Below are 15,589 nucleotides of genomic sequence, written 5' to 3' on the forward strand. Positions count from 1 at the left end.
GCCGAAAGAACCTCGCACCGGGAGGTCAACCTCGCACCAGGCGGAGCGACTCACGCGGCGGCGAGCACGTCCATCACCTGGCGGGCGATGAGCCGTCCGGCCCGGTTCGCCCCGATCGTCGAGGCCTGCGGCCCGTAGCCCGCCAGGAACAACCGCGGCTCGTCGACCGAGCGGCCGTCCGCCACGACGACCCCGCCGGCCGTGGTCCGCAGGTGCAGCGGAGCGAGATGCCGCAGGTCGGCCCGGAACCCGGTCGCCCAGAGCACCGCGTCGGCGTGCACGTGCGTGCCGTCGGCGGTCACCACGCCGGTCTCGTCCATCCGCGTGAACATCGGTTGGTCGCGCAGGACCCCGCGGTCGATGCCTGCCCGGATCCGCCGCGAGACCGGCACGCCCGTGCCGCTCACGATGCTCGGGAGCACCTCGCCGGCACGGGCGGCCCGGTCCTGCTCGTCGACCGCTGCGACCGCCGACTCGAGGTCGAGTGACGACGAGTCCGCCCACACCATCGGCCGTCGGGTGAACCAGTGGGTGGACCGCGCGACACCGTCGAGTTCGAGCAGGAAACCGATGGCACTCGTCCCGCCGCCGACCACGACGACGTCCTGCAGGGCGAACTCCGCGGCGCTGCGGTACTCGGTCGTGTCGAGCTGTCGTCCGCGGAACGCGCCTCGGCCCGGGTACCACGGCACGAACGGCGTGCCCCACGTGCCCGATGCGTTCACCACGACGTCGGCACGGATCCGGGTCTCGGTGCCGTCCGCGGAACGGGTCGTGACGCACAGTCGGCCGTCCGCGGAGCGCGAGACCGACGGCACCGCGACCGGACGCCGGACCCGCAGGTCGTAGTGCTGCTCGAACCGCCGGTAGTACTCCCCCACGACGTCCCGGGCGGGTCGTGACCGATCGGCGTCGTCGAACTGCAGCCCCATCGCCCGCATCCCCGGCAGGTCGTGCACGCGGTGCGCCGCGCCCAGCCGCAGGGCCTCCCATCGGAACTGCCAGGCGCCACCCGTGCTCGGGGCACGATCGAGCAGCACCAGGTCGGTGCCGGGCACGAGCCCCAGGCGGCGCAGGTGGTATCCCACCGACAGTCCGGCCTGCCCCGCACCGATGACGACGACACGGGCGGACTGGTCGGCTGGGCTCTCGAGGGGTTCGGTCATCACTTCGATTCTCCTGTGCACGGAGCCGTCGCGGCGACGTCCAGATCGAGGTACATGGTAGAGTGATCGGCAGATTTCAAACCACGAACCGTCTGGTTCCCCGAGTGATCTTCCGTCATTCGCCAGGACCGGACCAGAGCCGAACGAGGGGGTCACGCATGGGGCGCGGCCGTCAAAAGGCGAAGCACACCAAGGTCGCCCGTGAGCTGAAGTACTTCAGCCCGCAGACGAACTACGGTGCACTCGAGCAGGAGCTCTCCGCCGGACAACACTCCGATGACGATCTCGTCGACCGCTGGGCGGACCAGTACGGTCCCGAAGCGGCAGACGAGGCCGACGAGTTCGAGACCGAAGCGGACCAGAACAAGTCCGCCTGACCTGCACAGCCGTCACGCCGCGCGCCTCCGGGCAGCGCGGCGTTTCTGCGTGCCCGGACACGTGGCTCCCAGACACCCCTCGGGTGGTCACCACTCACCGTGTGCACCATGTCGACTGGTCAAGACCCGTCGGTTGCAGGCCCGTCAGGCGACGGTTCGCGACCACTCGCCGCACGCACTACGGCGAGTCGCAAGCACGATACGCACCGGATGTACGGACCCGCGGACCCGCGGACCCGCGGACCCGCGACCCAGGGCCCCACGCCCCGGAACCGCGCCCGGGTCCCCGCCTCGAGTGGTCACGACTCCCCGCGCACAAGCTGCCGAGCGGTCGAGAACCGTCGGTTGCAGGCCTGCCGAACGACGGTTCGTGACCACTCACCGCACGCAGCACGGCACGGCACGGCACCGCACGCAGCACGGCACGGCACGGCACCGCACGCAGCACGGCACGGCGCGGCACGGCACCGCACGGCACCGCACGGCACGGCCGAGCCGGGCAGGGTCAGCCCCAGGGTCAGCCGGCGTAGCTCCCGACGAGCCGGACGGCACCGCCGTCGACACCCTTGGCGCCCTGCTCGAACCCGGTCAGGTCGCGGGCCGACGTGGCGATCGTGCCGACGGGCCACGCGGGCATCCCGGCGACGCCGAGCGACTCGATGACGTCCACCGCGGCGCTGGCGGACACCACGGCGAACATGCCGATGCCAAGGTTCCAGGTGCTCTCGGTGTCCTCGATCGGCGTGCCGGCCATGTCGGCGAGCACGCGGAAGACGGGGAGCGGCTGCCAGGTCGAGCGGTCGACCTCGATCCACGAGCCGACGGGCAGCACACGCGCCAGGTTGGCCGCGATGCCGCCACCGGTCACGTGCGACAGGGAGTGCACGGCGCCCGGGTGCTGTTCGAGCAGCTCCAGCAGCGGCGTCGTGTACAGGCGGGTGGGCTCGAGCAGGGCTTCGCCGACCGAGACGCCGCCGAACTCGGCCAGCTGGTCGGTGTACCCGACCCCGCGCGACGCCAGGATGTGCCGGACGAGCGAGTACCCGTTCGAGTGCAGCCCGGACGACTCGATGGCGAGCACGACGTCGCCGTCCTGCACCAGGTGGGCACCGAGCTGCGAACCGGCCTCGACGACACCCGTCGCGGCACCGGCCACGTCGTAGTCGTCCGGGCCGAGCAGCCCGGGGTGCTCGGCGGTCTCGCCACCGACCAGCGCGGTGCCCGTCGCCGAGCAGCCGCGGGCGATCCCGGCGACGATGTCGGCGATGCGGTTCGGGACGACGCGCCCGCAGGCGATGTAGTCGGTCATGAACAGCGGCTTCGCACCGACCACGACGATGTCGTCGACGACCATGCCGACCAGGTCCTGCCCGATGGTGTCGTGCTTGTCGATCGCCTGGGCGATGGCGACCTTGGTGCCGACGCCGTCGGTCGAGGTCGCGAGCAACGGGTGTGAGAAGTCCTTCAGGAACGACACGTCGTAGAGTCCGGCGAAGCCGCCCACGCCGCCCAGCACGTGGCTGTCGTGCGTCGCCGCGACTGCGGACTTCATGAGTTCGACGGCCAGGTCACCGGCAGCGGTGTCCACTCCGGCTTCGGCGTACGGGTTGGGCATGCGGAGTCCTTCGCGGTGACATGGCAGACTTGTTCGGTACCCCCCGATTCTACGGTCTGGAGCACACCCGCGAATGTGCGGCATCGTCGGCCTCGTTGCACAGGGCCCCGCCAACCAATCCATCTACGACGCACTGCTCCTCCTGCAGCACCGCGGGCAGGACTCGACGGGCATCGCCACGGTCGAGGGTCACGTGCACCACATGCACAAGACCCGCGGCCACGTGCGGGAGTCGTTCCGCACCCGTGACATGCGCGCCCTCCTCGGCACCATGGGCCTCGGCCACGTGCGCTACGCCACCAAGGGCGCGGCGAGCAACGAGGAGGAAGCGCAGCCGTTCTACGTGAACGCGCCCTACGGCATCGTCCTCGTCCACAACGGCAACCTCACCAACACGCGGGAACTGACGCGTGAACTGTTCGACATCGACCGTCGACACCTCAACACCACGTCGGACACCGAGCTCCTGGTCAACGTGCTGGCGCACGAGCTGCAGGGGCAGGTCCGCGGTACGGACCTCGACCCCGGGCAGGTCTTCGACGCCGTCGAGCGCGTGCACGAGCGGGTCGAGGGCTCCTACGCCACGATCGCCACGATCGCCGGCCACGGGCTGCTGGCGTTCCGCGACCCGTTCGGCATCCGGCCGCTCATCCTCGGGCACAAGTTCGACGAGGCCGGCCAGCCCGAGTGGGTCGTCGCGAGCGAGTCACTGGTGCTCGAGTCCGGCGGCTACGAGATCGTGCGCGACGTCGCCCCGGGCGAGGCGATCTTCATCGAGATGAACGGGCAGATGCACGCCCGGCAGTGCGCGAAGAACCCGCGGCTCGTGCCGTGCTCGTTCGAGTACGTGTACCTGGCCCGTCCCGACTCGGTCATGAACGGCATCTCGGTCTACGACGCCCGCCTGCGCCTCGGCAACCGGCTGGCGGACACCATCGAGCAGTACGCGCCGACCGGTGACATCGACGTCGTGATGCCGATCCCGGACTCGTCCCGACCGGCCGCGATGCAGGTCGCGCAGAAGCTCGGCATCGAGTACCGCGAGGGCTTCTACAAGAACCGTTACGTCGGCCGGACCTTCATCATGCCGGGCCAGGCGGAACGCAAGCGGTCCGTCCGGCAGAAGCTCAACGCGATGTCGTCGGAGTTCAAGGGCAAGAACATCCTGATCGTCGACGACTCGATCGTGCGCGGCACGACGAGCAAGGAGATCGTGGAGATGGCCCGCGCCGCCGGTGCGAACGAGGTCACCTTCACGAGTGCCGCTCCGCCGGTGCGGTTCCCGCACGTCTACGGCATCAACATGCCGACGCGCGACGAGCTCATCGCGCACGACCGGAAGATCCCGGAGATCAACCGCGTGCTCGGCAGCGACCACCTGATCTACCAGGAGATCGGCGACATGCGAGACGCCATCATCGAGGGCTCCGACGTGACCGACCTCGAGATGAGCTGCTTCACGGGCGACTACGTCACGGGCACCGTGAGCCCGGAGTACCTGTCCTGGGTCGAGGCGAACCAGCTCAGCTGAGTGGGGGTCGCGATCGCGACCACCAGACGGACAGGAGGCCCGGTGCCAGCTGGCACCGGGCCTCCTGTCCGAAGACGGTCGCGGCTACGGCCGCTGGTCGCCGTGCTCGTCGATCTCGCCGTCGACCGTCTCGGGCGGCAGCTCGACCTCGACACGCTCCGCCGTCAGGCGGGCCGCTCGCCGGGCGAAGACCCGGTCGAACACGACGGCGACGACCGCGCCGACGAAGGCGCCGATCGTCACGCCCCACAGGCTGAAGTAGCCCACCAGGCTGCCGAAGCTCGACTCCTCCTGCTGGCCACCGAGGTTCATGGTGAGCGAGACGACGATCAGGGTCGCGATGAACCCGAGCACCGCACCGCCGACGATGAACACCCCGAACTTCGGGGCACGACGGATCGTGACCTCGTCAGAGGTGGAGACGGCGTTCGGCGCAGGGGCCGGGACCGGCTGGTCGTCGGGTCGATCGGTGTTGCTCACCCACCCATTGTCCCCCACTGTGGGACGTCTCCCGGCCTGTCCGCGCAGTCCGATCCAGGAGAGGATGATCCGTACGCGTTGGTATCCCAAGGGCTGGAGGTGACACGGATGCGAGAACGGACCGTACGGGGGCGAGGTCGCACCCCGAGCACCCCGGCGCGCGTGACCTGGCCCGTGATGCAACGCCACGAAGAGGACCGTGCCGTGTCCGTCGTCGCGGAGCACCAGTGGAGCGTCGCGCTCGTCGGCGCCCCGGGTCTCGGCAAGAGCACCGTCGCGGCCCGCGTCACCGACCGCGTCGCCGGACGGGACGCCACCGGGCGCACGGTCGTGGTGCCCATCACCGCCGTCGCCTCCGGGCGGTCGATGCCCTTCGGGGCGATCTCGGACCGCTTCGGCGAGCTGCCGGCGACCCTGTCCGAACTGTCGGACGACGCCGGGGCCGAGCAGCGCCTCCGGGCCATCGCCGACCTGGCGGACCGCGACGTCCTGCTGCGCGTCGACGACGCCGACCACCTCGACGCGATCTCCGCACGGTACGTGGCGTGGCTCGTCCGACACCAGGGTGCGCGGCTCGTCCTGACCTGCCGTGACTTCACCGCGCTGCCGGAACCGCTCCGCGCCCTGTGGCAGGACGACCTGCTCGAGCGCATCGACCTCGAGCCGCTCACCCTGCGCGAGACGTCGGCCCTGGTGGCCGAGGCGCTCGGGTCGCAGCTCGAGAACGCCTCGGCCGAGCGGGTGCACCGCGCGACCGCCGGCAACCCGCTCTACCTGCGCGAGGTCGTCCGCGCCGCCCGCACCTCGGGCGCCCTCGAGCACACGGCGTCCGGGTGGTACTGGCGCGGCCGGGTGACGGCGTCGAACAGCCTCGCCGACATGTACCGGACGGAACTCGGCTCGCTGCCGGAGGACCTGCGCGACGTCGTCGACATCGTTGCGCTGGCCGACCCGATCCCGCTCGCGCGGCTGCTCGGCCTGGTCAGCGGCGGCGACGTCGACCGCGTGGTCGCACTCGGGCTGGTCCGGATCGACTCACTCGACGACGGTGCCGCGGTGGCCCGTCCGCAGCACCCGCTCGTCGGCGAGGTGATCCGCGGCCTGGTACCGGTGGCCCGCCGCACGGCACTCTTCGCCCGCGCGAACGCCTTCCGCGCCGACAGTCCCGAGGGCGCCCCGCCCGCCGCGCGGTTGCGGTCGGCACTCTGGGCGCTCGACTGCGGTGTCGTGCCCCCGGTCGAGCAGCTGCTCGACGCGGCGCAGGTCGCGGTGCGTCTGCAGGAGCACGAGAGCGCGATCGCCCTGGCATCCGCAGCACTCCGGCGGACGCTGCACCCGAACGAGCAGGTCGCCGCGCGCTGCCTGCGGTCGCTCGCGTACTCGTACAGCGACGGGCGTGAGGCCGGTCGTGCCGACGCCGAGGCCGCCTGGGCGGTCGCCCGCGCGGACCCCGGCACGGTGGACGACACCCTCGTGGTCGAGGCCTGCGAGATCCTCGCCAACATCCGGCAGTTCCACGACGACGACGTGCTGGCGGCGGTCGCGCTCACCGACGTCGCCAGCAGGCTGGTGTCCGGCGAGGCGGTCGAACGGCTCCGGCTGCTGCGCCTCGCGCACCTCGGCTGGGGCGGGCGGTTCGACGAGGTGCGGGCCGAGCTCGAGCGCAGCGGCATCGTGCACGCGCCGACCATCCCGTTCGCGTTCCTCTGCGTCGCCCCCTGCGCGATCATGGCGCTCGCCACGGCCGGCCGGCTCGACGACGCCTCGGCCCTCGGTCGCCGGGCGCTGGCCACCGCGACCGAGCACCTCGAAGACGCACCGTGGAGCGTCGGTGAGATCGTGTCCGTGCTGCACCAGGTGCAGGTCTGGCGGGGCGACCTGGCCGATCTGCTGACCGAGGTGCCCGTCCGACGGTCCAACCCGTACCTGAAGTACGACTTCACCCTCGAGCTCATCGGGGACGGCAACCTCGCCATCGGCCAACGGCGCTGGGACGACGCGATCGCGGCGTTCTCCGCCGCCTGCGAACGGTACGACGTCGCGGACCACGGTGGTTTCGCGGCCTACCCGTGGGCGCGGCTCGCGATGGCGTACGCCTACGCCGGTCGCACCGAGGACGCGACACGTGCGCTCGACCGGGCGAGGGCCACACCGAAGCGGGCCATGCGGATCACCGGGGAGCAGGTCGCGGTGACGATCGCCTGGACCGAGGCGGTGCTCGGCAACCCGGCGGGGCTCCGGCACGCCGACGACATCATCGACCGCGGGACGGCCAGCGGTGGGTGGACGCACGTCATGTACGCCCAGACGCTGCACTACGCGATGGACATGATGAACGGACGCGAGACCGGTACCTCACTCGGTCGGATGCGCGAGGCCGCCGCTCGGGTCGACGGTCCGCTCGCCGCGGCGATCGTCGAGTACGCCGACGCCCTGACCGCACGCGACCGGACGCGGGTGATCGCGGCGCAGGGGGTGCTCGCGTCGCACGGGATGGCGGTCACTGCCGGCCGGCCGAAACCACCGCTCACGAACCGCGAGTACCAGGTCGCCGAGCTCGCGGCGCAGGGGTTGAGCAACCGACTGATCGGCGAGGAGCTCGGGCTCTCGACGCGGACCATCGACGCGCACCTGTCGCGGGTGTTCGGCAAGTGGGACCTGCACGCGCGGTCGGAGCTCGCCGGCCTGTTCTGAGTCCGCTCCAGACGCAAGAACGTTGCGCATTGCAGCACGACGCGCCGCGGCGGTTGACACGTTGTGTGGAACATCGCGTACCTTGGTCCCTGTCGCCGGGTTCGGACCCGTTCGGGTCGGGTCCGAATCCCGGCGACTTCAAGCGTAGGTTCGCAGTGCATGCGCCCGCATCGGTAGGGACTACCTAATTCGGTTCGTCCGCCTAGGGAGTTCCTCGACGCGACTACGGCGTGACCCGCACCGGCAGGAACGCCGTCAGGTCCGCACGCGAGCCGGAAGCGCTGACGCGTGACTGCGTGACGGCCTCGTCCCAGGTCAGCTCCGCGGTCGCGAGCGCGAGCCAGGTCGTGGCGTCCGTCTCGACCACGTTCGGCGGCGTGCCACGGGTGTGGCGCGGGCCGGGGACGGCCTGGACCGCGGCGAACGGCGGCACCCGGACCTCGACGCTGTTGCCCGGGACGTCGTCGGCGAGGCGCTGCAGGGTCCACCGGACGGCCGTCGCGATGGTCGCCCGTGCCGTGTCGCCCTGCTGCACCGCTGTCAGCGCGGCACGGCCGGCGGCGTCCTCGATCCTCCTGGGTGGCATCTCCACAGGCTAGCCGTCGCCTCGCGGGGGGCGAGTCCTGATCGGTAGGGTGATCGGGTGCGAATCCTCGTCCTCGGTTCCGGTGCCCGCGAGCACGCGATCATCACGGCCCTCCTCGCTGAACAGGCGGGCCACGTCATCACGGCCGCGCCCGGCAACGCCGGCATCGCCGCCGACGTCGAGACCGTCTCCCTCGACCCCACCAACGGCGCACTCGTCGCCGAGTACGCGATCGAGAACGGCGTCGAACTGGTCGTCGTCGGGCCCGAGGCACCGCTCATCGCCGGTGTGGCCGACCCCGTCCGCACCCGGGGCATCCCGGTCTTCGGGCCGGGCAAGGCCGCCGCGCAGCTCGAGGGCTCGAAGGCCTTCGCGAAGCGCATCATGTCCGAGGCGAACGTCCCCACCGGTCGCCCGGTGTACGCGGGCACGGCTGAAGAGGCCGTCGCCGCGATCGACGAGCTCGGCGCACCGTACGTCGTGAAGGCCGACGGGCTGGCCGCGGGCAAGGGTGTCCTCGTGACCGAGGACCGTCAGGCCGCGATCGACCACGCCACCTACTGGCTGCAGCACGGGCACGTCGTGGTCGAGGAGTTCCTCGACGGCGAAGAGGTCTCGCTGTTCTTCCTGAGCGACGGCCACGACGTCCGCCCGCTCAGCCCCGCACAGGACTACAAGCGCCTGGCCGACGGCGACCTCGGGCCGAACACCGGCGGCATGGGCGCGTACTCGCCGCTGCCGTGGCTGGCTGATCGTTGGGCGTCCGAACAGGCCTTCGTCGACGAGGTCACCGAGCTGGTCGCCCTGCCCACCGTCCGTCGCCTCGAGCACGAGGGCACCCCGTTCGTCGGGCTGCTCTACTGCGGCCTCATCGTCACCGAGCAGGGCGTCCGGGTCATCGAGTTCAACGCACGCTTCGGTGACCCGGAGACCCAGGTCGTCCTCCCCCGCCTGGCGACGCCGCTGAGCGGGCTGCTGCTCGCCGCCGCGACGGGCCAGCTCGGGGGCACCCCGGCACCCTCGTTCCGTCCGGACGCAGCGGTCACGGTCGTGCTCGCGAGCGAGGGCTACCCGGAGAACCCGCAGACCGGCCGGCCCATCACTGGCATCGACGCCGCGAACGCCCGCGACGGTGTCTCCGTCGCACACGCCGCCACCGGACTGCTCGACGGAACCCTCGTCGCCACCGGCGGTCGCGTGCTCAGCGTCGTCGCGACCGGGTCCGACTTCGCCCAGGCACGGGAGCGCGCCTACGCGGGCCTCGGCGACATCACCCTGCAGGGCGCTCAGTACCGCACCGACATCGCTGCGAAGGTCACCCGATGAGCGCCGCGCCCGTGATCGAGGGCTGGGAGCACGTCTCGTCGGGCAAGGTCCGCGAGCTCTACGTGCCGGCCGGTACCGCCGACATCCAGAGTGCGTCCGAGCTGCTGCTCGTGGCGTCCGACCGGGTCAGCGCCTACGACTTCGCACTCGAGCCACCGATCCCGGGCAAGGGCGAGCTGCTCACCCGCCTGTCGCGCTTCTGGTTCACCCAGCTGAGCGACGTGCCGAACCACATCATCGGCCCGGCGTCCGGTGGCACCCCCGTGCCGGCCGAGGTCGAGTCGCGGTCGATGCACGTCATGCCGCTCGAGATGTTCCCCGTCGAGTGCGTGGTGCGCGGGTACCTGGTGGGCAGCGGCTGGGCCGAGTACCAGCAGACCGGCAGCGTCTGCGGCGTCGCCCTGCCCCAGGGGCTGTCCGACGGCGACCGGTTGCCCGAGCCGATCTACACCCCTGCCTACAAGGCACCGCAGGGTGAGCACGACGAGAACATCTCGTACGAGCAGACCGTCGACCTGGTCGGCGCCGAGGTCGCGGCGACCCTGCGCGACCTGTCGCTGCACGTGTACACCGAGGCAGCCGCGATCGCCCTCGAGCGCGACGTCGTGATCGCGGACACCAAGTTCGAGTTCGGGCAGGACGCCGACGGCCGGATCCGGATCGCGGACGAGGTCCTGACCAGCGACTCGAGCCGGTACTGGGACGCCCGGGCCGACGGTCGGACGGACTCCTTCGACAAGCAGATCGTGCGCGACTGGCTCAGCGCCAACTGGAACCGCCAGGGCACGCCCCCGGTGCTGCCCGAGGCGATCGTGTCCCGCACGGCCGCGCGCTACGCCGAGCTCATCGAGCGCCTCGGCGCCTAGCTGATTCCTGCTGCGGGCCTGCTGCTGCGTGCCCGAGCGGACCCCGAGCGGGCCCCGAGCGGGCCCCGACCGGTCACGACACCCCGCTCACATCCGGCGACCGGTCACAAGCCGTCGTTCAGACCCCCGGCGCCCGACCGTTCGTGACCGCCCGGCGGCGCGCCGACGGCACGTCGTGACCGGTCGAAGAGCGACCAGTCCTGACCGACCGACGATCGGCGCACGGTGCGCCGACGACTCGTCAGACGTCGCGCGCGACCACGACGACGGTCAGGTCGTCGCCCGGGTCGTGGTCGACCGCACGCGACCGCACCCGCTGCAGGAACGTCGCGATGTCCGGCGACCCGCGGTAGAGCACCCCGAGCTGCGACAGTGACGCGAGCGTGGAGTCCCACAGCTCGAGGGCGCCGTCGCTGACCACGATGATCACGTCACCCGGACGCATGACGAGCGAGCCGGAGGCACGTTCGATGCCCGCGGGGTGCAGCCCGATCGGCAGGTCGGACGACCGCAGGATCCGCTCGGCGCCGTCGTCGCGGAGCTGCAGGACGAGCCCGTGTCCGGCGTCGGTGAAGTCGATCCGGCCGGTCGAGGGCGTGAGCCGGCTGTGGAACATCGTCGCGAACGACTCGGCGCGACTGAGGTCGGGTGCGACCTGCGCCTCGAGCTCGGCGACGGCGACGTCGGGTGCGAGGTCGCCGCGGGCGAGCAGTGCACCGCGGATGTTCGCGGCGAGCAGCCCGGCCGACATGCCCTTGCCCATGACGTCCGCCACGGTCAGGTGCACGGCGTCGTCGCCGGAACGGTGCCAGTCGTGGAAGTCGCCGGACACGACGCCGTGCGGGACCGACAGGCCCGCGATCCGGTAGCCGGGCACGTCGACCGTGCCGGGTTCGAGCCCCGCGAGCACGGACCGCAGGCGGTCCTCGTCGGCGCCGGCGGCCAGTTCCCGCTCGGCCCACACACCGAGTTCCTGGAGCAGGGCGACCTCGTCGGCGTCGAGGGTCCGCGGTTCCGGATCGATGAGGCAGAGCGTGCCGACCTTGACGTCGTCGTCGCCGAGCCGCAGCGGGACCCCGGCGTAGAAGCGGACGTTCGGGTCGCCGACGACCATCGGCATGTCGGAGTAGCGGGCGTCGGTGCGCGCGTCCGGCACGAGAACGGGGCCGCGCTCCCCCAAGGTGCGCCCGCAGAAGGTGTCCTGCAGCGGGATGACCGGTCCGAAGTGGCTGTCGCTCTGCTGGGACTTGATGGTCAGCGAGGTCTCACCCGCCAGGTTCAGGAAGGAGCCGGAGACACCGAGGGCTTCACGCGCGATGCGGGTGATCCGGTCGAAGCGCTCTTCGGCACCACCCTCGACGACGTCGAGTGCGGCGAGCAGCGCTGCTCGGCGCACGGCGTCGGGCGCGCCGGTGACTGGGACGGTCGTCGCTGTCTCCGAGTGCATGCACCCACGCTAACGCGCCAACCGGACAGGTCCTGTCCCCACTACGGAGGACCCACCACCCCAGTCCGCGGGGCAGGCTCGCCGAGCGCTCGGCGGCCGACCCTGGTCCGGCGCGACCCGGCACCGGACTACCCTGGACGCGTGTCCCGCCGTGTCCTGCCCGCCGTCGCCCTCGCCGCGGTGGCCCTGGTGACGCTCGCGGGGTGCGGTGCCCACGACTCGACCGGGCAGGTCTCGGTCACCGTGTCGGACAACGCCGCCGACCGCTCCTACGAGGTCGAGGTCTTCGCGTCGACGGGCAAGCTCTCCGAGCACCAGCGGGTGTTCCCCGGTGGCACCGCGGACTTCGCGGGCGTTCCGCTCGGCAAGGTGACCGTCCGCGCGGGCTCGCTGTGCCCGCAGACGACCACGGTGACGAACGACGCCGTCGCGACGGTCACCCTGACGACGACTGGCTGCTGAGCGCGGGTCGGTTCAGACCGCGCCGGGACCCCGAGCGATCGTCTCGTGCGGCTGCTCGCCGAAGCGTGCGCGGTAGTGGGCAGCGAAGCGCCCGAGGTGTGTGAACCGCCAACGCCGGGCGACGTCGCTCACCAGCAGCGCGCCCGAACGCGATCGGCCGAGTTCGAGGTGGACCCGGTCGAGCCGGACTTCGCGCAGGTACTGCATCGGTGTCACCGCGAGCCGCCGGCGGAAGAGGTCCTGCACACCGCGCTCGCTCAGGCCGCACGAGTCCGCGATGTCGGCCACCGAGAGCCGCCGGTCGGCCTGGTCGTGCACGAAGCGGATCGCGCGACGCATCCGGTGCTCGACGTCGGACCGCGCCGGCGAGAACGTCGACAGCACGACCGTCGCGATGCGTCGGTTCAGGGCGGCCCGCTCGTCGGCCGGCAGCGCGGGGTCGAGGACCCGCCCGGTGACGTCGCGGAGCAGTGCTCGGAGGGGCTCGATCCGGGGGTCGGCGGCGTCGGGTTGCCGGAACTCGGTCCGCCCGCCGCTGTCGCCGAGCAGTGCCGGGGACAGGTGCATCAGGGTCATGGCGGTGGCGTCGGTGTCGAACCCGTAGGCCACCGGCGCGGACAGCATCATCGGGCGTTCAGCACCGACGTCCCAGGATCCGCCGCTGTCCGAGGTCACTCGGGCTCGGCCGTCCGTCAGCCAGAACACCACGTGCTCCGGACGCGGCCCGATGGTGCCGGACTGCGGACCGTGTGTACCGATGCGGCGGATCGAGAGCTCGTCGTCGCCGCCGACCTGGTAGTCGAACGCGGTCTCGGAGGCCGCCACACGCGCCTCCGGTCCGCTCGGCACCGGCCGGTCCGGCGCGCGAACTGGAACGCTACCGCACCGAGCGCGACCGACGTCAGGACGGGTCCGGCACCTGGTCCCACTCGTCGGCGTACCGCGAGAGCACCGTCCACCGTGAGACCGGCCACGTGGTGATGAACGCACGACCGACCACGTCGTCGACCGGCACCGTGCCGTGCACGCGGGAGTCCGCCGAGTTGTACCGGTTGTCGCCCATCACCCAGATGCGCCCCTTCGGCACGGTGATGTCGAAGTCGGTGCCGGAGACCCGGTCCGACCCGATCTCGGGCACCACGTACGGTTCGTCGACCGGGTGGCCGTTCACCGACAGCCGACCATCGGTGCCGCAGCACGACACGGTGTCGCCGGGCAGGCCGATCACGCGCTTGATCAGGTCGTCGCCCTGCCCGGTGCCGAGCCAGCCACCCGGGTCCTGGAACACGACGACGTCACCGCGCTGCAGTGGGACGGCGCCGGGGACGAGTTCGTTGACGAGCACGCGGTCGCCGATGAGCAGCGTGTTCTCCATCGACGCGGACGGGATGTAGAAGGACCGGACCAGGTAGGCCTTCACCAGGAACGACGCCAGCAGCGCCACGACGACGATGACGACGAGGTCGCGGAGGAACTTCCAGCCGGCCCGCTTCGGCTTCGGCTCGGACTCGGTGGCACTCAATGCGTCAACACCACCTTCACGAGACCGATCACGAACGCCACGGCGGCCAGCACGATGCCACCCCAGAGCCCGAGGAACGTGGGCCGCTTGCCGCTGAACCGCTGCATGAAGACGCCGACCATCCCGATGCGCACGACCAGGATGACCAGGGCCGCCGTCTGCGCCCACCCCGTCGGGATCCACCCGATCCACGCCACCGCGTACAGCACCGCGGGGATGAGCCCGGACGTCGCGATCGGGTTCGCGTTCCGCATGATCGTCACGACCGACTCGCGCCGGGCGTCGTCGGTCTGGGAGTCGTCGCCGAGGCCGTGCGCCACCAGGTGCGCGAGCACGTGCGCCAGGTAGGTCAGGACCGCGGTCGCCAGGACGGCCCAGATCGCTGAACCGTGGTGGATCGCGGCCGGGTCGACGGCGATCGCGGCGGCGAGCACCGTGATGTTGCCGTAGATGTAGGACGACATCCGGTCGCGGACGTGCTCGATCGGCAGGTCGCGCGGGTCCGGACGACCGCCGCGGGGTCCGCGTCCGAGCGGTGGTCGTGTGCGTGGCATCCGTCCATCTTGGCCCTCGCGTGCCGGTCCTCGCCGACAGGACACCGAGTGCGATGGCCACGCGCGTGGCCGGTTCCGGCAGACTGGGTGGCGATCGGTGCGACGGCGCACCGGACAGGAGGCCCGTATGACGTCCGCACGACCACTCGCCCTGGTGACCGGCGTGGGCCGCAGAGCCGGTATCGGCGCGGCGCTCGCCACCCGTCTGGCGACCGACGGCTGGGACCTGGCCATATCGTGGTGGGGCCCGTACGACGACCGCGTGAGCGGTGGGGCGGATCCCGACGGGGTCGAATCCGTCGTGCAGGAGTGCGAGTCGGTGGGTGCACGCGTGACGCGCCTCCCGGTCGACCTGGAGGACCCGGACCAGGCGGCCGCCCTGGTCGGCCGCGCCGAGACCGAGGCGGGCGCACCCGTCACCGCCCTGGTGATGTCGCACTGCGAATCGGTCGACTCGGACGTCCGGACCACGACGGTCGAGTCGTGGGACCGGCACTTCGCGGTCAACGCCCGCGCGCCGTTCCTGCTCGTGCAGGCGTACGCGGCCGCACTCGAACGCGCTGGCGACGCTGCACCGCGGGACCGCCGGCGGATCGTGGCACTGACGAGCGACCACATCGCGTACAACCTGCCGTACGGGGCGTCGAAGGGGGCGCTCGACCGCCTCGTGTTCGGTGCCGCGAAGGAGCTCGGCAGCCTGGGCGTCAGCGCGAACGTCGTGAACCCCGGCCCGAACGACACCGGGTGGATGTCCGACGACGTCAAGCGCTGGGCGGTCGAGGGCACGCCGCTCGGCCGACTCGGACGACCGTCGGACACCGCTGCACTCGTCGGGTTCCTCTGCTCGGAGCAGGGCCGCTGGGTGAACGGGCAGCTGCTGACGTCGGACGGCGGGATCTCGAACCGCGCGTGACCCGCGCGGCGGGGCAGCGGGGCCGTCGGCGCCGAGTCTCGGTGGCAGCG

The 15,589-nt window shown here is 71.6% G+C and carries 15 protein-coding genes; 7 read left to right on the forward strand and 8 right to left on the reverse strand.

What is annotated here, in order from left to right:
* Window positions 1–50 precede the first annotated feature (50 nt).
* The gene (locus OGL88_RS15475) at window positions 51–1,166 is read right to left on the reverse strand and encodes an NAD(P)/FAD-dependent oxidoreductase (protein ID WP_263092022.1); all 1,116 of its coding nucleotides are present in this window, start codon (window positions 1,164–1,166) and stop codon (window positions 51–53) included.
* A gap of 158 nt (window positions 1,167–1,324) precedes the next feature.
* On the opposite strand from OGL88_RS15475, the gene OGL88_RS15480 reads away from it, so the two are divergent.
* On the forward strand, window positions 1,325–1,543 hold the full coding sequence (locus OGL88_RS15480) for a DUF3073 domain-containing protein (protein ID WP_263092023.1): 219 nt from the start codon (window positions 1,325–1,327) through the stop codon (window positions 1,541–1,543).
* A gap of 517 nt (window positions 1,544–2,060) precedes the next feature.
* Here the strand turns inward: OGL88_RS15480 and purM are convergent.
* Window positions 2,061–3,158, reverse strand: a complete 1,098-nt coding sequence (gene purM, locus OGL88_RS15485; RefSeq protein WP_263092024.1) for a phosphoribosylformylglycinamidine cyclo-ligase — start codon at window positions 3,156–3,158, stop codon at window positions 2,061–2,063.
* A gap of 73 nt (window positions 3,159–3,231) precedes the next feature.
* On the opposite strand from purM, the gene purF reads away from it, so the two are divergent.
* On the forward strand, window positions 3,232–4,689 hold the full coding sequence (purF, locus tag OGL88_RS15490; RefSeq protein WP_263092025.1) for an amidophosphoribosyltransferase: 1,458 nt from the start codon (window positions 3,232–3,234) through the stop codon (window positions 4,687–4,689).
* An 84-nt stretch (window positions 4,690–4,773) separates the two neighbouring features.
* Here purF and OGL88_RS15495 read toward each other — a convergent pair whose 3' ends face one another.
* Entirely contained in the window at window positions 4,774–5,169 is a 396-nt protein-coding gene (locus tag OGL88_RS15495; protein ID WP_111085569.1) for a hypothetical protein, read from the reverse strand.
* A 162-nt stretch (window positions 5,170–5,331) separates the two neighbouring features.
* On the opposite strand from OGL88_RS15495, the gene OGL88_RS18110 reads away from it, so the two are divergent.
* Window positions 5,332–7,863, forward strand: coding sequence for a helix-turn-helix transcriptional regulator (locus OGL88_RS18110; protein WP_205463925.1), 2,532 nt, complete (start codon window positions 5,332–5,334; stop codon window positions 7,861–7,863).
* A gap of 223 nt (window positions 7,864–8,086) precedes the next feature.
* Here the strand turns inward: OGL88_RS18110 and OGL88_RS15505 are convergent, their stop codons facing one another.
* Window positions 8,087–8,449: a sterol carrier family protein gene (locus OGL88_RS15505; protein ID WP_205463924.1), complete on the reverse strand. Its 363-nt coding sequence runs from the start codon at window positions 8,447–8,449 to the stop codon at window positions 8,087–8,089.
* A gap of 57 nt (window positions 8,450–8,506) precedes the next feature.
* On the opposite strand from OGL88_RS15505, the gene purD reads away from it, so the two are divergent.
* A complete protein-coding gene (gene purD, locus OGL88_RS15510; protein WP_263092026.1) occupies window positions 8,507–9,775 on the forward strand; it encodes a phosphoribosylamine--glycine ligase in 1,269 nt (422 codons plus the stop codon).
* On the forward strand, window positions 9,772–10,641 hold the full coding sequence (locus OGL88_RS15515) for a phosphoribosylaminoimidazolesuccinocarboxamide synthase (protein WP_263092027.1): 870 nt from the start codon (window positions 9,772–9,774) through the stop codon (window positions 10,639–10,641). Before purD ends, OGL88_RS15515 begins: the two co-directional genes overlap by 4 nt.
* A 241-nt stretch (window positions 10,642–10,882) precedes the next feature.
* Here OGL88_RS15515 and OGL88_RS15520 read toward each other — a convergent pair whose 3' ends face one another.
* Window positions 10,883–12,088 (reverse strand): PP2C family protein-serine/threonine phosphatase, encoded by a 1,206-nt coding sequence (locus tag OGL88_RS15520; protein WP_263092028.1) that lies wholly within the window; start codon window positions 12,086–12,088, stop codon window positions 10,883–10,885.
* Between the two features lie 141 nt (window positions 12,089–12,229).
* Here OGL88_RS15520 and OGL88_RS15525 point away from each other — a divergent pair, with 141 nt between their 5' ends.
* Window positions 12,230–12,550, forward strand: coding sequence for a hypothetical protein (locus OGL88_RS15525; RefSeq protein ID WP_263092029.1), 321 nt, complete (start codon window positions 12,230–12,232; stop codon window positions 12,548–12,550).
* 12 nt (window positions 12,551–12,562) lie between these two features.
* Here OGL88_RS15525 and OGL88_RS18115 read toward each other — a convergent pair whose 3' ends face one another.
* From OGL88_RS18115 to OGL88_RS15540, 3 genes are all read right to left on the reverse strand, one after another.
* Window positions 12,563–13,375, reverse strand: a complete 813-nt coding sequence (locus OGL88_RS18115; protein WP_263092030.1) for a helix-turn-helix transcriptional regulator — start codon at window positions 13,373–13,375, stop codon at window positions 12,563–12,565.
* A 76-nt stretch (window positions 13,376–13,451) separates the two neighbouring features.
* Complete coding sequence (lepB, locus tag OGL88_RS15535; RefSeq protein WP_205463920.1) at window positions 13,452–14,072, reverse strand: signal peptidase I; 621 nt, start codon at window positions 14,070–14,072, stop codon at window positions 13,452–13,454.
* Window positions 14,069–14,626: a hypothetical protein gene (locus OGL88_RS15540; RefSeq protein WP_263092031.1), complete on the reverse strand. Its 558-nt coding sequence runs from the start codon at window positions 14,624–14,626 to the stop codon at window positions 14,069–14,071. The genes lepB and OGL88_RS15540 overlap by 4 nt, the downstream gene beginning before the upstream one ends.
* 127 nt (window positions 14,627–14,753) lie before the next feature.
* Here OGL88_RS15540 and OGL88_RS15545 point away from each other — a divergent pair, with 127 nt between their 5' ends.
* The gene (locus tag OGL88_RS15545; protein WP_131921266.1) at window positions 14,754–15,539 is read left to right on the forward strand and encodes an SDR family oxidoreductase; all 786 of its coding nucleotides are present in this window, start codon (window positions 14,754–14,756) and stop codon (window positions 15,537–15,539) included.
* Window positions 15,540–15,589: the final 50 nt, after the last annotated feature.

This window comes from Curtobacterium sp. RIT-PI-V (assembly GCF_025642935.1).
Lineage (GTDB): Bacteria > Actinomycetota > Actinomycetes > Actinomycetales > Microbacteriaceae > Curtobacterium.